Annotated in this window: 16 protein-coding genes and 1 other RNA gene; 7 read left to right on the forward strand and 10 right to left on the reverse strand. The window is 66.3% G+C overall.

Annotation, left to right across the window (positions count from 1 at the left end; translation table 11 throughout):
* Positions 1–24: 24 nt before the first annotated feature.
* The 4 genes from GGR36_RS19110 to GGR36_RS19125 all read right to left on the reverse strand — a co-directional run bounded on the left by GGR36_RS19110 (position 25) and on the right by GGR36_RS19125 (position 4,055).
* Positions 25–678 carry a Crp/Fnr family transcriptional regulator gene (locus GGR36_RS19110; RefSeq protein WP_183636690.1) on the reverse strand — a complete coding sequence of 218 codons (654 nt, stop codon included), beginning with the start codon at positions 676–678 and terminating at the stop codon, positions 25–27.
* Between the two features lie 2 nt (positions 679–680).
* A complete protein-coding gene (gene xth / locus GGR36_RS19115; RefSeq protein ID WP_183636693.1) occupies positions 681–1,439 on the reverse strand; it encodes an exodeoxyribonuclease III in 759 nt (252 codons plus the stop codon).
* Between the two features lie 67 nt (positions 1,440–1,506).
* A complete protein-coding gene (locus tag GGR36_RS19120; RefSeq protein WP_183636696.1) occupies positions 1,507–2,004 on the reverse strand; it encodes a glutaredoxin family protein in 498 nt (165 codons plus the stop codon).
* Positions 2,001–4,055, reverse strand: coding sequence for a M3 family metallopeptidase (locus tag GGR36_RS19125; protein WP_183636699.1), 2,055 nt, complete (start codon positions 4,053–4,055; stop codon positions 2,001–2,003). The genes GGR36_RS19120 and GGR36_RS19125 overlap by 4 nt, the downstream gene beginning before the upstream one ends.
* Before the next feature lie 127 nt (positions 4,056–4,182).
* Between GGR36_RS19125 and GGR36_RS19130 the strand changes: the two genes are divergently transcribed.
* Positions 4,183–5,040 (forward strand): HDOD domain-containing protein, encoded by an 858-nt coding sequence (locus GGR36_RS19130; protein ID WP_183636702.1) that lies wholly within the window; start codon positions 4,183–4,185, stop codon positions 5,038–5,040.
* A 71-nt stretch (positions 5,041–5,111) separates the two neighbouring features.
* Here the strand turns inward: GGR36_RS19130 and GGR36_RS19135 are convergent, their stop codons facing one another.
* The gene (locus GGR36_RS19135; protein ID WP_183636705.1) at positions 5,112–6,005 is read right to left on the reverse strand and encodes a phosphoribosylaminoimidazolesuccinocarboxamide synthase; all 894 of its coding nucleotides are present in this window, start codon (positions 6,003–6,005) and stop codon (positions 5,112–5,114) included.
* 188 nt (positions 6,006–6,193) lie between these two features.
* Between GGR36_RS19135 and GGR36_RS19140 the strand changes: the two genes are divergently transcribed.
* On the forward strand, positions 6,194–8,971 hold the full coding sequence (locus tag GGR36_RS19140) for a M16 family metallopeptidase (RefSeq protein ID WP_183636708.1): 2,778 nt from the start codon (positions 6,194–6,196) through the stop codon (positions 8,969–8,971).
* A 66-nt stretch (positions 8,972–9,037) separates the two neighbouring features.
* Here GGR36_RS19140 and GGR36_RS19145 read toward each other — a convergent pair whose 3' ends face one another.
* Positions 9,038–10,264, reverse strand: a complete 1,227-nt coding sequence (locus tag GGR36_RS19145) for an HD-GYP domain-containing protein (protein WP_183636711.1) — start codon at positions 10,262–10,264, stop codon at positions 9,038–9,040.
* A gap of 321 nt (positions 10,265–10,585) precedes the next feature.
* Between GGR36_RS19145 and GGR36_RS19150 the strand changes: the two genes are divergently transcribed.
* Positions 10,586–12,343: a zinc ribbon domain-containing protein gene (locus tag GGR36_RS19150; RefSeq protein ID WP_183636714.1), complete on the forward strand. Its 1,758-nt coding sequence runs from the start codon at positions 10,586–10,588 to the stop codon at positions 12,341–12,343.
* 48 nt (positions 12,344–12,391) lie between these two features.
* Here GGR36_RS19150 and GGR36_RS19155 read toward each other — a convergent pair whose 3' ends face one another.
* Complete coding sequence (locus GGR36_RS19155) at positions 12,392–13,270, reverse strand: HDOD domain-containing protein (RefSeq protein WP_183636716.1); 879 nt, start codon at positions 13,268–13,270, stop codon at positions 12,392–12,394.
* A 64-nt stretch (positions 13,271–13,334) separates the two neighbouring features.
* On the reverse strand, positions 13,335–14,333 hold the full coding sequence (locus GGR36_RS19160; protein ID WP_183636719.1) for an alpha/beta hydrolase: 999 nt from the start codon (positions 14,331–14,333) through the stop codon (positions 13,335–13,337).
* Positions 14,334–14,711: 378 nt separating this feature from the next.
* Here GGR36_RS19160 and GGR36_RS19165 point away from each other — a divergent pair, with 378 nt between their 5' ends.
* From GGR36_RS19165 to GGR36_RS19175, 3 genes are all read left to right on the forward strand, one after another.
* Positions 14,712–15,989, forward strand: a complete 1,278-nt coding sequence (locus tag GGR36_RS19165; RefSeq protein WP_183636722.1) for a two-component system sensor histidine kinase NtrB — start codon at positions 14,712–14,714, stop codon at positions 15,987–15,989.
* An 11-nt stretch (positions 15,990–16,000) separates the two neighbouring features.
* On the forward strand, positions 16,001–17,314 hold the full coding sequence (locus tag GGR36_RS19170; RefSeq protein ID WP_183636725.1) for a sigma-54-dependent transcriptional regulator: 1,314 nt from the start codon (positions 16,001–16,003) through the stop codon (positions 17,312–17,314).
* Positions 17,315–17,420: 106 nt separating this feature from the next.
* Positions 17,421–18,017: a pyridoxamine 5'-phosphate oxidase family protein gene (locus tag GGR36_RS19175; protein ID WP_183636728.1), complete on the forward strand. Its 597-nt coding sequence runs from the start codon at positions 17,421–17,423 to the stop codon at positions 18,015–18,017.
* Here the strand turns inward: GGR36_RS19175 and GGR36_RS19180 are convergent.
* Positions 18,007–18,192: a type II toxin-antitoxin system antitoxin gene (locus GGR36_RS19180; RefSeq protein ID WP_183636731.1), complete on the reverse strand. Its 186-nt coding sequence runs from the start codon at positions 18,190–18,192 to the stop codon at positions 18,007–18,009. The two genes, GGR36_RS19175 and GGR36_RS19180, sit on opposite strands and share 11 nt — an antisense overlap.
* Positions 18,192–19,097, reverse strand: coding sequence for an SPFH domain-containing protein (locus tag GGR36_RS19185; protein WP_183636734.1), 906 nt, complete (start codon positions 19,095–19,097; stop codon positions 18,192–18,194). Before GGR36_RS19185 ends, GGR36_RS19180 begins: the two co-directional genes overlap by 1 nt.
* Positions 19,098–19,192: 95 nt before the next feature.
* Here GGR36_RS19185 and rnpB point away from each other — a divergent pair.
* Positions 19,193–19,574: RNase P RNA component class A (gene rnpB, locus GGR36_RS19190), an RNA gene on the forward strand.
* The last annotated feature ends 125 nt before the right edge of the window (positions 19,575–19,699 follow it).

Consider the following 19,699-nt stretch of genomic DNA (forward strand, 5'->3'; position numbering starts at 1 on the left):
GGCGCGTGGTGTCTGTGACTGTGGTTACACAGGGTCTGTGCCTGCGACGCGCCGCAGACCCGCGGGATCGAGGATCTCGACCTGCTCGCGCGCAAGCCGCACCAGGCCTTCATCGGCGAAGCCCTTGAGCAGGCGGCTGACGATTTCGCGCACGCTGCCCAGTTCGTCGGCCAGTTGCTGGTGGGTGGTGTGGATCTGGCGGCCGCGTCCCAGCAAATGCGCGGCGAGGCGAGCGTCGAGGCGGCGGAATGCGACCTCCTCGATCAGCGCCATCAGCTCCCCGATACGTTCGGAGAACAGCGCAAAGATGAAAGCGCGAAACGGCGGCTCTGCCAGCAGGGCGTCGAAGTCGGCCTGCGGCAACAGCAGCAGCGTGGTGTCGCGTTCGGCGACGCCGCTCGCGTTGTAGTCGGTGTGTCCGAGCAGGCATCCGGTCGACACGATGCAGGTCTCTCCCGCCAGGACGCGGTACAGCGGCAGCTCACGCCCTTGCGGCGAACGCTTGATGACGCGGATCGCTCCGTCCAGCACAAACGGAAACCCCTGGCACTGCTGGCGTTCGTCGAAAACCTGCGTGCCGGCCGCAACGCAGATCGGCTGACTCGCGTGTAACAGACGCGCGCGGGCGGCGGGGGGGAGGGCGTCGAGGGCCGGGTAGGCCGCGAGCGCGTCGTTCATGTTCAGCCGAAGACGGCGATGACCGGCGCGTGATCGCTCGGCCGTTCGAGACTGCGGGTGCTCTTGTCCACCTCGCAGGCGCTCAGGGTTTCGATCAGCGGGGCGGTGATCAGGATGTGATCGATGCGCAGGCCGAAGTTACGGCGGAAGGCGTTCATCCGGTAGTCCCACCACGAAAAACTGCGCTCGGGGTGCTCGAAGCGGCGGTAGGCATCGGTCAGACCGAGCCCGGTGAGCGCGGCGAAGGCGGCGCGTTCCGGCGCCGAGACGTGGATTTCGTCCTTCCAGTCCGGGTGTGCGTCGCGATCCTCCGGCGCGATGTTGAAGTCGCCGGTCAGTACGAGTTTCGGGTGCAGCGCGATCTCGGCGCGCAGCCACTGGGTGAGGGCGGTCAGCCACTCAAGCTTGTACGCGAACTTTTCCGAGCCGACCGCCTGGCCGTTCGGAAAATAGGCGCCGACAACGCGTACGCCTTCGATCGTCGCCGCGATGACCCGCGCCTGCGGATCGGCAAAGCCGGGAATGTTGCGCTGCACTGCTCCAAGCGACGTGCGCGACAGAATCGCCACGCCGTTGTAGGTCTTCTGCCCGAGGGTTTCCAGGTGGTAGCCCGCCGCTTCGATCTCGGCGCGCGGTACGGCGGCGTCTTCGCACTTGAGTTCCTGCAGGCACACGACGTCCGGCTGCTCACGTGCGAGCCAGTCGAGCAGGTGCGGCAGGCGGACCTTGAGCGAATTGACGTTCCAGGTGGCGAGCTTCAAGGCGGTCCCCCGAAAGTAAAAGACCCGCCGATTCTAACCGGCGGGTCTCGTGGATCGGGAAGCTCGTTCAGCGTTTGGCCGGGTAGCCAGCGCTCGTCAGTTCCGAAGCCCATTCCGACTCGAGATAGCCATTGATCGGCTTGCTGCCGATCAGCAGGGCCGGAACGCCGACCTCTTCAGGCTTTGCTTTGCCCAAGACTTTCGCGGCCGCAGCGGCTTCGTCCTGGTTGGTCAGTTTGACTTCCGTGAAGGGAATGCCGCGCCCTTGCAGGTACTGACGTGCGGGCGCGCATCCGTCGCAATTTTCCGCAGTGGTATAGAGCTTGACCGGCGAACGCTCCACCGCCTGCCGCATGGCGGGTGACATCTTGTCCGAGGATGCGGGCGCGATGCCGCGCATCATCCGTTCCTCGACCTTCTTGGCGTCTGGCGGGGGCGGCATGTCGGAGTAATGGACGCGCCCGCTGGAATCGACCCATTTGAAGACGGCCTCGGCATGTGCAGCCGGTGCGGCGCCTGCCAAGGCAGTCGCAATTATGGCGATCAGGGTAAATTTGGTGTTCATGCCGGAATCATACCGTGGTGACGCAGCAGTGCGTCAGGTTTTGGTGCGCGTCCGCGGAACGCGGTGAAGGACTCCAGCGCAGGCCGCGAACCGCCGACGCCGAGGACTTCCTGCATGAAGCGCTCGCCGGTGGCGCGGTCGAGCACGCTGCCGGATTTTTCTGCCGCTTCCTCGAACGCCGAGTAGGCGTCGGCCGACAGCACTTCCGCCCAGTGGTAGCTGAAGTAGCCCGCCGAATACCCGCCCGCGAAGATGTGGCTGAAAGCGTTCGGGAAGCGTTGCCAGGCCGGCGGATGAATCACCGCCACTTCGTCGCGCACCTTGCGCAGCAAGCTCATGACGTCGTCCGATGCGGGGTTGAATTCACTGTGCAGGCGCATGTCGAACAACGCGAATTCGACCTGGCGCAGCATCGCCAGCCCGGCGTGGAAGTTCTTCGCAGCCAGCATGCGATCGAACAGCGCACGCGGGATCGGCTCGCCGGTTTCTGCGTGGGCCGTCATGCCGGACAGCACTTCCCATTCCCAGCAGAAATTCTCCATGAACTGGCTCGGCAATTCGACGGCGTCCCACTCGACCCCGTTGATGCCTGATACGCCGGGTTCGGCAACGCGGGTCAGCAGGTGGTGCAAACCGTGTCCGGCCTCATGGAACAGCGTGATGACCTGGTCGAAGCTGTACAGCGCCGGCTTGCCGGCGGCCGGTGGCGAGGCGTTGCAGACCAGGTAGGCGATCGGTGTTTCGCGCGTGCCGGCCTTCTCGCGCAGGGACCGCGCCTCGTCCATCCACGCGCCGCCGCGCTTGGTGTCGCGGGCGTACGGGTCGAGGTAGAAGTGGCCGATCGCGATGCCGTCACGCTCCAGCGTGAAGTAGCGGACGTCAGGGTGCCACAGCGGTGCGGTATCGGGGCGGATCGTCACGCCGTACAGGCGGCCGACCACGCCGAACAGGCCTTCGAGGACCTTGTGTTCGGGGAAATATTGCCGCAGGGCCTCTTCCGAGAAGTCGTAACGCGCCTGCCGCAGCTTTTCAGCCGCATAGCCGATGTCCCACGGTTGCAGTTCGGGGATGCCCAGATCAGTGGCTGCAAAGGCGCGCAGCTCGGCGAGGTCGCGTTCGGCCGACGGGCGCGCGCGGCGCGCCAGATCGAGCAGGAACTCGACCACTTCCTGCGGTGAACCGGCCATCTTCGGTACCAGCGATACGCTTGCATGGTTCGGATAGCCGAGCAGCCGCGCGGCCTCTTCGCGCAGGGTCAGGATGCGGGCGATCAGCGGCCCGTTGTCCCATTCCGGATGGCCGATCTCCGCGGAGAACTCGGAGGCGCGGATTGCATTGGCGCGCCACACCCGCTCGCGCAAGGCGCGATCTTCGGCCTGACGCAGCACCGCCATGACGCACGGGCCCTGCAGGGTCAGCCGGTAACCGGCGACACCCGCCTTTTCGGCTACCGCGCGTGCGTTTTCGATCGTATCGGCCGGCAGGCCGGCGAGCGTAGCGGCGTCGGTGAAGTCCTCGTGCCAAGCATTGGTGGCGTCGAGCAGGTTTTCGGAGAATTTCGCGGAAAGCCCGGCCAGCTCTTCCTGGATGGCCTGGAAGCGCGGCTTGTCGGCGTCCGGCAACTCAGCGCCGGAGAGCCGGAAGTCGCGCACGGCGTCTTCCACCACCTTGCGCCGCGCGCGCGGCCAGCTGGCGAAATCCGGCTGCGCGGCAAGTGCCTTGTAGCGCGCGAACAGCGCCGCATTCTGGCCAATCTCGGCGAAGAAGCGGGTGACTTCCGGCAGCGCTGCGTTGTAGGCCTCGCGCCAGGGCGGCAAATCGAGCACGGAATGCAGATGGCGCACGACGCCCCAGGCGCGGCTCAGGCGGTCGGTCATGTCGGCGAGCGGCACGACGAAACTGTCCCAGCTTGGCGCTTGCGTTTCGCCTGCATGGGACTGCACCAGCGCGCGTGCTTCTTCGAGCAGTGAAGAAATTGCCGGAACGACGTCTTCCGGGGTGACAATATCGAAGCGGGGGGCGCCGGAGAATTCGAGCAATGGATTGGTCATGTCGAAAATCCAAAAGTTGTGACGCTATTGTGCCGAAAACACTGCAAGAGAAGTGCTGCCACCCGCCGGGCGCGCGGTGCGGTGGCGCCTGAATGCCTGTCTGAACCGTTCTTGGAGGTTGATCTTGATGGAAAACGCCCAGTCGCAGCGCCAGAAGCTCGGAGCCGAGATCGAGCGCGAACTCGCCGACGGCAACCTGAGTTTCCCGACCTTTCTGGAGGTTTCTCACAAGATCAAGAAGGTGCTTGAGCGGGAAGACGCCGGGCTCGACACATTGGTTCCCCTGATCCAGCTCGAACCGGTGCTGTCGGCGCGCGTGGTCGGGCTGGCGAACTCCGTGCTGTATGGCGGTTCGGGTTCAACAGTGAAGGACGTCAAGAACGCGGTCATGCGGATCGGGCTGGCGGCGGTGCGCACGCTGGCCCTGGTCGTCGCGACCTCGCAGCTCGCGCAGGGCGAACGCCTCGGCGCAGCGCGGCGTTACGCGACACTGCTGTGGGATCACAGCATGGACGTCGCCGGCTGGTCCTACGCGATCAGCGCCACCTTTCGCACCGTGAAGCCGGACGAAGCTCTGCTGGCCGGCATGCTGCATGACATCGGGCAGTTCTACCTGCTCGGCAAGGCGGCCGATTACCCGGAGTTGCTGGACTCCGAACACGAACTGTCGGACCTTCTCCTGTGCTGGCACAAGCCGGTGGGCGAGGCGGTGCTGACCGCACTGGGCATGAGCCCCGAACTGTCCGAAGCGGTGAATGACCGCGAGCTCTACGGATCGATGTGGCCACCGGCAAACTTGCCGGACATCCTGATGGTCGCCAACCTGCTTGCCGACACGCCCAACCCGCTGACGCTGATGAGCGATGGCGCGCGCGAGAGCATGCGAAAGCTCGTCGCCCACGGCATTCCGGACGATGTGCTCGACCAGTTGCATCTGGATGCCGCCGAAGAGCGGCGCAGGGCGCTGACCGCGCTGGCTGGCTGAAGCCGGATTCGACGGACAAATGAAAACGCCCGCGCGATGCGGGCGTTTTTCCTCGCCTTGCGGGCGCGGTTTCAGCCCAGCGTCTGGCCGGTGAGGCGTTCGTAGGCCTCAACATACTTGGCGCCGGTGCGCTCGGCCACCTCGGCCGGCAGCTTCGGGCCGGGTGCCTGCTTGTTCCAGTCCAGCGTTTCCAGGTAATCGCGCACGTACTGTTTGTCGAAAGACGGTGGCGAGATGCCTTCGCGGTAGCTGTCGGCAGGCCAGAAGCGCGAAGAGTCGGGCGTCAGCGCCTCGTCGATGATATGCAGCGTGCCGGCGGCGTCGAGGCCGAATTCGAACTTGGTGTCGGCGATGATGATGCCGCGGCTGGCGGCGTAATCACGCGCTTCGGAATACAGGCGAATCGCGGTGTCGCGCACCTTCGCGGCGAGTTCGGCGCCGAGCAGTCTCTCGCACTCGGCGAAGTCGATGTTCTCGTCGTGGGTGCCGAGTTCCGCCTTGGTGGACGGCGTGAAGATCGGCGCGGGCAGTTTCGCCGCCTGCTGCAGCCCGGCCGGCAACTGGATGCCGCACACCGCGCCGGTGGCGAGGTAGTCCTTCCAGCCACCGCCGATGATGTAGCCGCGCACCACCGCCTCGACCGGCAGCGGCTTGAGGCGCTTGACCACCAGGGCGCGGCCGACGACCTGATCGCGTTCTTCGGCGGTCACCACGTCTTCCGGCGCGATGCCGGTGAGCTGGTTCGGCACCACATGTGCCAGCTTGCCGAACCAGAAGTTCGCCAGCGCCGTCAGCACCTCGCCCTTGCGCGGGATCGGATCGGGCAGCACGACATCGAAGGCCGACAGCCGGTCGGTGGTGACGATCAACAGCTTGTCGTCGCTCACCGCATAAATGTCGCGGACCTTGCCGCGGCCAAGCAGTGGCAGGCTGCGGATGTTGGATTCGAAAAGGGGCTGGGTCATGGCGACGGCGTCCGGCAAAAACACAAATTATAACGGGCGGACCTGAACTCAAGCGGGTGCGCTGCGTCAAACCGCCCATTCCGCCGCAGATGACCCGCCCGCGCGGCGGCAGGGCAGCGCTAAAGTAGCGGCCCTGGCAAGCGATTGCGGATGTCCGCAGCCTTTCGTGACTTGATCAAGAGCGCCCGATGAAATCTCCCGTTTCCCTCGCCCTGCTGCTGGCCTTTGCGCTGGCTTTGAGCCCGGCCCATGCGAAACCCGCCAAACCTGCCCGCCCGGCGGTGGTGCAGCAGGCACCTGCGGCCCCCGAACGTGGCCAGTCGATTGAAGGGGTCACCGAGTACCGCCTCGCCAACGGCTTGCGGGTGCTGCTGGCGGCCGACGCGAGCAAGCCGACCGCCACGCTCAACGTGACCTATCTCGTCGGCTCCCGATTCGAGAGCTACGGCGAAACCGGCATGGCGCACCTGCTCGAACACCTTGTCTTCAAGGGCACGCCGTCGCTGAAGGATGGCGCGCTGGTGGCCGGATTGAAATCGCGTGGCATGCAGTACAACGGCACCACCTCGGAAGACCGCACCAACTACTTCGAGACCTTCGCCGCCAACGACGACAACCTCGACTGGGCGCTCAAGATGGAGGCCGACCGCATGGTCAATTCCTTCATCGCCCGCAAGGATCTCGATACCGAGATGACGGTCGTGCGCAACGAGATGGAGTCGGGCGAAAACAACCCCGGCGGCATGCTCTTCCAGAAGATGCTGGCGACCGCCTACCAGTGGCACAACTACGGCAAGAGCACGATCGGCGCGCGTACCGATGTCGAGCTGGTCAACATCGAGCGTCTGCAGGCCTTCTACCGCAAGTATTACCAGCCGGATAACGCGGTGCTGGTGCTCACCGGCAAGTTCGACGAGGCGGCGGCGCTGGCGAAGATCAACCGCTACTTCGGTGCCATCCCGAAACCGAACCGGGTGCTCGAACCCACCTGGACGCGCGATCCGGTGCAGGACGGCGAGCGCCAGGTCACGCTGTCGCGGGTCGGCGACTATCAGTTGATCGCCGCGGTGTATCACATCCCGAACGGCCCGCATCCGGACGTCGCGGCGCTCAAGGTGCTGGCCTCGGTGCTCGACGACGCGCCCTCGGGCCGCCTGCACAAGGCCCTGATCGAGACGCGCAAGGCCGCGCAGGTTGGCGCCGGCCCGTCGGCCAATGCCGAACCGGGCTACTTCAGCCTCTACGCGGTGGTCGACAAGAAGGGCGATCTGGACGAGGTGCGCAAGCTTCTGTTTGCGACGCTCGACGAGGTCAACGCCCGACCGGTCACCGAAGAGGAACTCAAGCGCGCCAAGATCGGTTTCGCCAACAGCTACGAAAAGCTCCTCAACAACCCGGAACGCTTTGGCGTGGCGCTCTCGTCGGCGATTGCGCAGGGCGACTGGCGACTGCTCTTTCTGCAGCGCGATCAGATCGAGGCCGTAACACTTGCCGATGTGCAGCGGGTTGCGGCCAATTACTTCAAGGCCTCGAACCGTACGGTCGGGATTTTCGTGCCGACCGAAAAGCCGGAACGGGTTGCGCTGCCCGAGGAAGCCAAACCGGCGGAACTCTTGAAGGGCTACACCGGCCGCAAGGCGGTCGAAGCCGGCGAAGCGTTCGACCCGAGCTACCAGAATGTCGAAGCCCGCACCCAGCGCGGCGCCCTGCCGAACGGCGCAAAGCTCGCGTTGCTGAGCAAAAAGACGCGCGGTAATACCGTGACCGGCAAGATGATGTTGCGTTTCGGCGATATCGATTCGCTCAGGGGGCTCGCCACCGTCTCGGAAGCGGCGAGCGCGATGCTGGTGCGCGGCGCCGGCGGCATGAGCCGCGAGCAGATCTCCGATCGCCTCGATGCGCTCAAGGCCACGCTCTCGATCGGGCGCGCCGGCAACGCCGTCAGCATCGGCTTCGAAGCACGCCGCGACACGCTCGGCGAATTCCTGCCGCTGCTCGCACAGATCCTCCGCAAGCCGGACTTCCCGGCGAGCGAGTTCGAGCAGATGCGCGCGCAATGGCTCACCAGCATCGAGAGCAGCCGCAGCGAACCGCAGGTGATCGCCTCGCGCGCGCTGGCGCGGCACGACAACCCCTATCCCAAAGGCGACTGGCGCTATGCGTCGACCCTAGACGAGGATCTCGATGCGGTGCGCGCGCTCAAGCTCGACGCACTGCGCGACTTCCATGCCGGCTTCGTCGGCGCGCAAGATGCCGAAATCGCGCTGGTCGGCGATTTCGATGCCGAAGCCACCCGCGCGCAGCTCGCACAGCTCTTCGGTGACTGGGTTGCGCCACGGCGATTCGCCCGCCTGCCGCAGCCCTATCGCAAGACCCAGGCGGTCGAACTGAGCTTCGAAACGCCCGACAAGGCCAACGCCATTTTCATGGCCGGCCTCGCGCTGCCCTTGCGTGAGGATGATCCGCAGGCGCCCGCGCTGCTGCTGGGCAATCGCATCTTTGGCGGCGGTGCGCTGAAGAGCCGCCTTGGCGACCGCCTGCGCCAGAAGGAAGGCATCAGCTACGGTGCCGGAAGCTCGCTGAACCTGTCGTCGGAAGAGGCCAATTCATCATTCGGGCTGTATGCGATCTATGCGCCGCAGAATCGCGCCAAGGTGAAGACGGCAGTCAAGGAAGAGCTTGAGCGCCTGCTCAAGGATGGCATTACTGCCGAAGAACTCGCCGACGCCAAGGCCGGCGCGTTGCAGGAAATCGCGATTGCACGCACCCGGGACGGCGCGCTGGCTTCCGAGTTCATCGGTCACCTCTACCTGGGCCGCACCCAGCAATGGGAAGCCGATTTCGTGGCGCGCCTGAAGGCTGCCAGCGTGGATGATGTGAATGCCGCGATTCGCAAATTCGTCGCGCCCGAGGCGTTTGCCGCCGCCTATGCCGGCGACTTCGCCAAGACGGCCGGCACGCGCTGAGGTTTCGCAGCTACAACAACAGAACGGCCGCCCAGCGCGGCCGTTTTCATTTCACTGACCGCTGCGTCAGGCGCCGAGAAAACGCATCGGATCGATCTTCCACTTCTGCGGATCTTCATGCCCGGTGATGCGGTCGCCACCGCCACTGCCCAGCGGGCGGGACAAATCAAGCAGGTAAGGCTCGACATAGCCATTCGACTTGGACGAGAAGAACACCTTCACCACCGGGGTCAGCAGGCTGCTTTCGTTCTGCTCGGTGACGACGCCGAGCTTGCCGGATTCGAGCTTGACCAGCGTGCCGACCGGGTAGATGCCGACCACCCGCATGAAGGCCTGCACCAGCGTTGGCTCGAAGTGGAACTTGCTCCACTCGTAGAGCTTGCGCAGCGCGTCGGTAGCGGGCATGCCCTTGTGGTAGCAGCGGTCGGCGGTGATGGCGTCGTAAACGTCGACAATCGCCGCCATCTTCGCCAAGGTCGAAATCTGGTCGCCCGGCAGCTTGTCCGGGTAGCCGCTGCCGTCGACCCGCTCGTGGTGATGCAGCGTGATGTCGAGCGGTACATCGCCGATGCCCGGCGTTTTCAGCAGCACATCCCAGCCATCTTTCGGGTGACGCTTGATGAGGTCGAATTCCTCCTCGGTCAGGCGGCCCGGTTTGTTCAGCACCTCGTCCGGCACGAAGGCCTTGCCGGTGTCGTGCAGCAGACCGCCGAGACCCGCCTGGTGCGTCAGCTCCAGATCCATGCCGACGCCGCGGCAGAACGCGATCAACAAGGTCCCGACACTGACCGAGTGCAGGAAGGTGTAGTCGTCCTTGTTCTTGATGCGCAGCAGCGTCAGCAGCGCGCCGCCGTTGCGCAACACCGATTCGGTGATGTCCTGCACCAGCGGCTCGACCGCTTCCATCTCGACCGCCTTGCCCAGCCGCACGTCGTGCATGACGTTGCGCACCATGGCTTCGGCCTGGTTCTTGATCTGCTTGGCGCGCTGCATCTCGGCGGCGACGTCGAGCTTGAGCGGCGCCGCCGGCGCCTGGGCGGCGACTTCCAGCATCTCGCGTTCGAGGTTTGCCTTCACCTCGTCGGCGGTCGGCGCATCGGCCACATCCGGGCCTTCGGAAATGTCGATGTACACATCATGGATGCCGGCCGCGAGGATCTTCTCGATCTGCGCCTCGTTCTTGATGGTGAAGCGGTTGCGCAGGAAGGGGTGTTCCATCCAGCCGCAGTCCAGGTCATGCAGGAACATGCCGACCTTCAACTGCGACGCGGAAATCTTCTTGATCGACGACATGGTGCGGGATGCCTGGGATCGTTGGTCGGGATATCGTATTAACGGAGGCGCGCGCCGATTCCTGAGGCCGGGCGTGTCAAAAACTGCGTGCCATAATCGGCCCGCCTGCCGCAAGCGGGGTCGGTGGCGTCGCAAGGCATTGCCGGCTGTGCGGGGGCGTGAAGTTTCGCCATGCAGTACGTTGTGGCTTTGCGCATCATGACGGGCCGCCGCGGGACGATGGTCGGCCGTGAGCACCGGGACGATGCTTGCGCGACGCAGGCTTGCCAGTCGCAGCCATGCCTGGCGCCGGCATGACGCCTTGAAAGGACGAATGCAGCGATGAGTTACGACTACAACAGCCAGACCGGCCAGCTCAACATTCCCAACCCGCATCGGCTGGAGAACTTTTTCCTGCTCGCGTCCGGCGGTCTGTATTTCGCCAGCGGCGTCGCGGTGTTGCTGATGGCGCGCGGCCATGTGATGGAAGGCGTGCTGCGCTGGCCGCCGGTGGTGCTGGCGCTGCTGCTGCTCGGCTTGGGCGCGACCCACGGCGTGCGCGCCTTCAGCCAGTTGCGCTACTACTTCGGTCGCGGTCGCCCGGCCGACCTGGCACCGCTGGTGCAGGCCGATGTACAGGGCCGCAGCGCGGCGTCCGAGCACCTGAAAGACAGCCTGCGTGCCCGTGCCCTGCAGTACGGCGAGCCGAAGGGTGCCTTCAACGGCCTGCTGTACTGGCTGGTGCCCAACCTGATCCACGCGCCGGATCCGATCCGCGTGCTCGCCTCGCGCCAGTTCAGCCATGCGCTGACGCTGGCGATCTTCTTTCTTGCCTTCCTCGTCGCCTTCTTCGGCATGCCGGCGGGCGAGGAGGCTGGTGGCCACCTGCGCGGCTGGCTGGGGCTGGGATTCTGGGCCTATGCGATGTTCGCGCTGATCGGCCCGGCGGCGACGTCGGCGCAGGGCGCCGGCGCGGAGCTGTCGATCGGGCGTTTCGTGCTGATCACCGCGCTGGCCATCCTCGGCCCGGTACTGCTGATGGTCATCGCCCCCAAGCTGCCGGCACTGGGCAGCTTCAGCCCCTATCCGCACGTGTTCGTGCTCTACCTCGCCGCGCTGGGCTGCTCGGTATGTTTCTTCCTCGCGCTGATGGCACAGCTCTCGGCGCCACCACAAACGCTGGTCGAACAGACGCAGGAGGCGTGGAACCTGTCGATCCACCCCGGGCAGGTGCTCGGCGAGTTCGAGCGGATCATGCTGGAGCGCTGGTCGGAAGGCATCCCGAACCGGGTCTATGCGCGCATCCTGCCGTCGATCGACATGGGCGCGCGCGCCGGCGAATTCCAGGGCGAGGTCATCGAAGAAACGCAACCGCTGCCGCTCAACGCAGTCGAGTTGCGTCTGGCCAATGCGCTCGGCAACCCACGTTTCCGCTGGGTGCTGGCGCTCAGCACGATCGGCGCGCTGGCCGCCGCCGGGGCGGCGCTGAGCGGTTTGCTGTTCGGCCTGCGCAGCCTGGGCGAGACCGCTGAAATCAGCTTCCCGGCGCTGGCCTATTTCGCGACGCTGGCCAGCCTTGGCCTGTTCTGTTCGCGCGCGGCCGGCAGCCTGTGGCAGCGGGTGGACTTTGAATCGAAGCTTTACGCGATCGAAGTGTCGGGTCAGTACGTCACCGCTCAGCTGGAGCAGGGGCGGGTGCTGGAAGACCGTGTTCGCGCCGCGTCGACGATGGTGAAGGTCGAGGGCATGACCTTCCGGTTCTGGGCGACACAGCTGACGACCACGGTGCTGGGCAAGGATTCCGCCCGCCATGTGGTCGCCATGAACAGCGGGGACTTGTCGCCGGCCTTGATCGAACGCCTGCGCACCTTCGTCCGCGAACAGTCGGTGCTGGTCGCGCCGACCGCGACCGACGACGTGCGGCGCCAGGCTGCGCTGGAGCAGTTCAACGCGCTGGCACAGGCCGGCTCGGCTTCACTGCCGCCGCCGGCTGCGGTCGCTGCGCTGGCAACGGCGCCCCGCTTCTGCCCGGCCTGCGGTGCAGCCGCCGCGACCGGGCACCGTTTCTGCAGCGGCTGCGGCGCGGCGCTGGGGGGCTGAGTCCCGCGTGTGCGTGCAAGCGGTTCGCGCGGCCGCCGCAGGCGGAGATCAGGCGACGGCGGCGCGTAGCGCACTCACGCGCGCCTCGATTTCGGGCATCAGCCGCAAGTAGGCCTGAGCCGGTTTTTCATGCCGCAGTGGGGCGGGTTCGCCCTCGAATTGCTGCCATTCCGGTTGCCCGCCAGCGAGCAGATTGGCCATGTAAACCACGTCGCCGAGCGTGCGAGGCGTGTCCGGCTGCGCTCTTGGCAGGTCGTGATGGGCGATCGCCTCGACGAAATGTCGCGGGGCCCGCAGTGATTCGAGCACCGAGGTGCCGATGTCCTCGTGCCACTGCATGACCAGCGGCAGAACGAGGTCATGGTTACCGCGCAGGGCCGGGTATTGCACTGCGCGATACAGCATGTAGAACGCGCCAATGTCGTGCGCCAGCGCGGCGACCATGGCTTCGGCCGGGTCGAGTCGGGTCATCTTCTCGGCCAGCACCTGCGCCGCACATGCGGCGGTCAGCGAGTGGCGCCACAAGTGTTCGCTGTGGTCGACGAAATCGACCATGCTGCGCGCGGCAAGCAGTTGCCGCGCCGCGATGCGCGAGGCCCAGACGGCGATCCTGTCGGCACCCACCAGCGCGATCGCACCGCCGGGGTCGCGCACGGCGGGCGCGCCTTCGCGGCTGGCGACGGCATTGGCCAGCCGCAGGATCTTCAGGCACACCAGCGGGTCAGCGCTGATCAGCGCAAGCAGACGTCCGGCATTGGGAACCGGGTCGTCGGCGATCCTGCGCAGGCTTACCGAGATCTCGAAACAGATGGGGAAGACCAGGTCACCCGAGAGCTCTTCGGCCATGTCTTCGAGCATCTTGAATCCGTGGGCGCTGAAGGCTTCCGGCGTATGCGGGCTGGTCGGGGGGGCGTCGCTGTGATGCATGGCTGCGGTCTCTTGCATGAGGGTGGGGGCGCAGCCGCACTGAGGGCGCGGCTGCGCGGGGGGATCACTTCAGCGCGGTGCTGAGGAAGTCGAGCAGGACATTGATGTTGGCGGCGCTGGTAAATGCGCTGCCGCCGTGGCCCGCGCCGACCAGCGTCTCGAAGCGCACCGGCCGCCCGGCAGCGCTAAGCGCATCGGCCAGCAAGCCGGATTGGGCGTAGGGCACGGTGCAATCGAGCGAGCCTTTTTGCAGCAGGAAGGGCGGGTCGTCGGCGCTGATGTAGCTGATCGGGTTGGCGCGCGCGGCGAGCCCCGGTACGGTCTGGATCGCGGCGCCGAGATAGCGCGATTCGGGCGACGACGCGAGGTCGTGCGTCTGGTCGCTGCTGCTGCAGCCCTGGCTGGCCGCCTCGCGATCCATTTGCAGGAAATCGGTCGGCCCGAACCAGTCGATCACCGCCTGGACGCGGCTCGACACCCCGGGGTTGCCCAGCGTCGCGTCGTCGAATTCCGCCTGATCGCCGGTGGTGCCGAGCATGGAGGCGAGATTGCCACCGGCCGATTGACCAAACGCCGCGAAGTGCGCCGGATCGAGCCGGTAGCTGGCGGCCGATGCGCGCAGGAAGCGCACCGCGGCTTTGGCGTCGAGCACCGCCGCCGGGAAGATTGCCTCTCCCGAGAGCCGGTAATTGATGGTGGCCACCGCGTAGCCGGCAGCCAGCAGCGCGTCTTTGACCGGCGTGTCGAGCATGCCCTTGTCGCCTGCCATGAATCCGCCGCCATGGATGTTGATCACCAGCGGGAAGGGGCCGCTACCGGCCGGCACATACAGGTCAAGCTTCTGCGCAGTCGAGGTGCTGGCATAGGCGAGATTGGTGTAGCTCGCCGCAGCGGGCGTGGTGCCGCTTCCGCTCGATACGCTTGTCCCCGAACCGCCGCTCGCGGCACTGCTTTCACCGGAGCCGCCACAGCCGAACAGGCTGCAGGCGCTGAGGCTCAGCACAAGGATGGCGCCAATCAGGTGGCGGGACAGGGTGCGGGACGGGACCATTTCTGTTTTCATGGCGCTACTCCGGTGTCGCGATTGGGTTGGTCTGCATAGCGCCGACGCCGAATCGGCCGGCCTCTGGCGCGCGTTCGATGCCTGTACCGCAATCGGCATGCCAGACTGGTTCACATGCGTTCGACCAAGGCGGCACGCGGTTTGCGGCGAGGCGCGCGGTGCGGGCGGCGCGACGACGCTGCGGAATCTGCAGCAGCGACTGCAGTTTCTGCAGTCCGAGCCTTGCGGCGTGCGAGCAAACGCCCGCTGCGAGCGAAGTCGTTATCGGAATGGATCTTGCAGTTGAGCGGACGCAGGCGATCCGCCTGAGCAGCAGGTACGAGGGGAAACATGGCCACCAAGCCTGGAACGCGGACAGCCCAGCCCACAGGCGCAGGCTTGGCGCGATACGCGCGCGCCGCGCTGGCTGCCGTCGTGTCGGTCGCCGCGATTGCGTCGGTGTCCCTGGCGGTCACCGTATGGTCGGCCCGTGCCGGGCTCGACGCTGCTGCCGATGCCCTGGTTCGCGGGGAGGGGCATGCGCTGATCGACACGATCCTCAACGACACCCATGCCACCGAACGCCCGGTGACACTGACACCGCTCGACGGCGAAATCGCGCGGCGTGAGAGCGCCGGCTTGCGTTACCTTGCCGTCGTGATCCGCGATCATGTCATCGGGGCTGCCGGCACGCCGCAGCTCGAGGGGGGCAATGGCCTGCGGGGTCTCGAGTTGGGCCAGATGACGATTCGCGGGCAGCGGGTCCGGCTGGTCGGTGCGCTGCCGCCGGTATTGCCGCGCGAGCCCGGCGAAGGCGAGGTCGGCGACCCGCATCGCCCGCCGGAATTGCGCGGCGATTTTCGTGGATTCCTGGTGATCGAGTTCGAAACCTCGATCGTCGCCGGGCTGCGGGCTGCCATGCTGCGTACCCAGGTGGTTGCCGGCGCTGCGGCGCTTGTCCTGTTGCTGGTGGCGGGCGTGCTTTACATGGTGTTCGTCAGGCTGGCGCGCGCCGAAGAGGATGCCGAGCGCGCCCGGCGGCTGGCCGCGCTGGGGCAGATGTCGGCGATCATCGCGCATGAACTGCGCAACCCGATCGCTGCACTCAAGGGGCATTGCCAGTTGCTCGCTGAAGACCTGCCGCCGGATACGCCCGAGGCCAGCAAAGCGCGCCGCATCGTGGACGAAGCGCAGCGCCTGGAGCGGCTCACTGCGACCCTGCTGGACTATGTGCGCGACGGCCCGCTGGACCTGCGTGAAATCGCGCCTGCAGCCTGGATTGGCCAGGTGTTGCAGTCGCTCCCGGGGATCCGCGTGAGTGCCGATCTGAGCGAAGCGCCGCCGGCACTGCGCATCGACGCGGGGCGTCTGGGGCTCGCGCTGAGTAATCTGCTGCGCAACGCGGCATTGGCCGCCCCGGAGGATGTGATTGCCCTGCAGATCGCGCGGCGCGAGGTGCCACGAAGCGTCGTGATCGAGGTGCGTGACCTGGGCGCGGGGATTCCCACGGGTGACGAGGAGCGCATCTTCGAGCCTTTCGTCACCAGTCGCGTCAGTGGTACCGGATTGGGGCTCGCGGCAGCCCGCCGGGCAGTCGAACAGCACGGTGGTAAGCTCGAAGGCACAACCCATCCGGACGGCGGCGCTGTTTTCCGGATCACGCTCCCGCGCGATTGAGTGAGGTCTCGATGGCCAGGATTCTGGTGGCGGATGACGACGAAGGCGTACGCAGTTTTCTGGCCGAAGCGCTCGCGCGCGATGGCCACCAGATCGTGGAGGCTGCGGACGGGATCGCCGCACTCGATGCACTGCGCGGCGATGTGTTCGAGCTGGTGCTGAGCGATCTGCGGATGCCCGGCGTCGATGGCATCCAGGTGTTGCGCGCGGCGCGGGCGCTGCAGCCGGCGCCCGAAGTGCTCCTGCTGACGGCCTATGGCGCGGTGCCCACGGCGGTCGAGGCGATCAAGCTCGGGGCGAGCGATTTTCTCGAAAAGCCGGTGGCCAGCCCGGCGGCGATCCGCGACAAGGTCAGAGGCCTGCTGGCCCAGCGGGCTTCAAGCGCGGCGATGCCAAATGCCGGGCACACACAACTCAGCTGGGGGGCGCCCGCCATGCAGGCGGTGGTGCATGCGGTGGAGCGGGTATCGCGTACCGCAGCGACGGTGCTGCTGCAGGGCGAGACCGGCACAGGCAAGGAAGTGGTCGCGCGCGCGATTCATGCCGCGAGTCCGCGCGCTGCGGGCCCGTTCATTGCAATCAACTGCGCGGTGCTGACCGAATCCTTGCTCGAAAGCGAGTTGTTCGGTCACGAGAAGGGCGCCTTCACCGGCGCGCACGCCCAGCGCATCGGCCGCATCGAACTGGCCCGCGGCGGCAGCTTCTTCCTCGACGAAGTCGGCGAATTGCAGCCCCCGATGCAGGCCAAGCTGCTGCGCGTGATCGAAGAGCGCAGTTTCGAGCGCGTTGGCGGCTCGCGTGCCATCAGTGCCGACGTGCGCTGGATTGCCGCAACCCACCGCGACTTGCGCGCCATGGTGCGCGATGGCCGTTTCCGCGAAGACCTCTACCACCGCCTTGCAGTCTTCCCGATCCGCCTGCCGCCCTTACGGGAGCGGCCCGAAGACATCGAACCGATCGCGCGCGCGCTGTTGCACCAGCTGGCCGCTGCGGCAGGGCGCTCGTCGATCAGCCTGACCGACGATGCGCTCGCGCGTATCCGGGGGGCGCGCTGGCCGGGCAATGTGCGCGAACTGCGCAATGCGCTTGAACGCGCGCTTATCGTTGCGGATGGTGATCGCCTGTGTGCGGGCGATATCGTGCTCGAACATGATTTTGACGAAGGGCCCGCGCTGGGCGATCAAGTCGAATCGCTCGAAGATATCGAGCGACGCAGCATTGCGCGCGCGCTCGATGCGGTGGGTGGCCACCGCGGCGAAGCGGCCAAGCGCCTGGGTATCGGGCTGCGTACGCTTTACGACAAGATCAAGCGCTACGGGCTGTGAGTTGCGCGCCCGATCGCCGGCCGGCGCAGGCAGCACGGTTGCCGTCTGGCCCCGTACCTCGGGTGTCGATGATCTTGATCTTCAACTTGCAGGAGTGAGCTGACCGATGTCTTCCACTGCCCCGCGGCCTGCCGATGCCGGGCCGCCCTGGCGCGATGTGCTCGGCGCCGATCTTGCGGCGCATGCACAGGATCCCGCAGCGTTGTTCGTGCAGGTGGCCACGCTCGATGCCGAGCGGGGGCCCGGTGTCCGCAGCATGACTTTCAGGCGTTTCGGGCCGGAAAGCGAGCTGGTGTTCGTGACGGACTTGCGAAGCGCCAAAGCCGCCGCGCTCGGGGCAGACGACCGCGCAGAAGCGTGCTGGTACTTTGCCGATGCCAGGGTTCAGTGGCGGCTGGCCGGGCGGATCGCACTGCATGGTGAGAAAACTTCGACCGAGTGGTCGGCGCTGCGCGCGGCGCTGTGGCGCGACGGCAGCGACGAAGCGCGGCGGCGCTTCCAGTGGCCCACGCCGGGCGCTGCGCGTGCGCCGGAGTCGGCGTTCGTGACCGAAACGCCGCCGCTTGTGCCGCCGCCGCACTTTGCCTTGTTGGTGCTAATCCCCCAGCGTGTCGAGCGTCTCTGCCTGCGCTCGACGCCGCATGTGCGTCGCAGCTGGGCGCGGGCCGGCAACGCCTGGGCGCTGCGCGAGCTCAATCCTTGAGTTCGGGCGGAGGTTCCCCGCCCGGCCGGATGCCGCGCCGCGCGAGCGCCTCGCGCAGCAGGTACTCGATCTGCGCATTGGTGCTGCGCATTTCGGTCGCGGCGAGTCGTACCAGCGCATCCCACACGGCCGGATCGATCCGCAGCGGATAGGCCTTTTTGCCGGGTGAGGCCATCAGGTGTAGAGCGTGCCGCTGTTGACGACCGGCGTGACCTCCCGCTCGCCACACAGCACCACCAGCAGGTTGCTGACCATGGCTGCGCGGCGTTCATCGTCGAGTTCCACCATCTTGCGTTCGGCCAGTTGTGCGAGCGCCATTTCGACCATGCCGACTGCGCCTTCGACGATCTTGCGTCGGGCGGCGATCACCGCTTCGGCCTGCTGGCGACGCAGCATCGCGTTGGCGATTTCCGGCGCGTAGGCGAGGTGGGTGAGCTTGGTCTGATCGACGACCAACCCGGCCATCGCGAGCCGTTCGCCGAGTTCCGCGGCGAGCGTCTCGGCGATTGACTCTGCCCCGCCGCGCAGGGTGCGCGAAGCCGGTATGTCTTCGGCGTCCATCGTGTCGTAGGGGTAGGCGCTGGCGAGGTGACGCAGCGCGGTTTCGCTCTGGATGCGCACGAAGGCCTCGTAGTCATCCACGTCGAAGAGCGCCTTGGCGGTGTCGTCCACCCGCCAGATGATCGCGCCGGCGATTTCGACCGGGTTGCCGCGCTGGTCGTTGACCTTGAGTTTCTCGGTGAGGAAGGTACGTGCCCGCAGCGAGAGTTTCTTGCGCGAGAAGAACGGGATCGTCCAGCGCAGGCCGCGACCGCGGTCGGTGCCGGTGTAGGCGCCGAAGAGTTGCAGTGTCGCCGCCTCGTTCGGCTGCAGCATGTAGATGCCCGGCACGATGAAGAGCAGCCCGAGCGCCAGCGCACCAAGGCGCCATCCCGCAGTGGCAAGCTCGCTTTCGGAGGGTTGCCCGGAGGCGAGCCCGACGACGGTCGAAATGGCCGTCAGCAGGAGGGCGAGTGCGACGACCAGGGCGATGTAACCGGTAAACGCGATGCCGCTGCGTTCGTTGTGAGCGGGGGGCATGGATGCCTCGTTGGATATCGAAGTGATATCACTATTGTTCGCTCGCGGCCGAATGTCAAGGTCGCTTCGACGCGCACCGGGTAGAATCCGCACTGGAAGTCCGCCAGGCAGTCGCGGTACCGCGAGGTATCGAGGAAAGTCCGGGCCCCGCAGGGCAGAATGCCGGCTAACGGCCGGGCGCTATAAGCCGAAAGGCCCAAGGCGACGGAAAGTGCAACAGAGAGCAGACCGCCGATGGCCCCGCAAGGGGATCAGGTAAGGGTGAAACGGTGGGGTAAGAGCCCACCGCGTCCGTGGTGACACGTACGGCACGGTAAACCCCATTCGGGGCAAGGCCAAATAGGGGAGCGTTGAGGCGGCCCGCTGAGCTCCCGGGTAGGCTGCTAGAGCTTCGCAGCAATGCGTCGACCAGAGGAATGACTGCCCCGTCTCCGCAAGGGGGCGCGACAGAACCCGGCTTATCGGCGGACTTCCACTTCGCTTCTTGCCGATACCGGATGCGCCGCAGCGCCACTCCAGGCGCTGACGTGGGCGCGATACCACCGCCTATTTTGCGCTAACGCTTTTCGACGAACTGACGCGCCTTGCGCATCTCAACGTCG

Source organism: Niveibacterium umoris (genome assembly GCF_014197015.1).
Classification (GTDB): domain Bacteria; phylum Pseudomonadota; class Gammaproteobacteria; order Burkholderiales; family Rhodocyclaceae; genus Niveibacterium; species Niveibacterium umoris.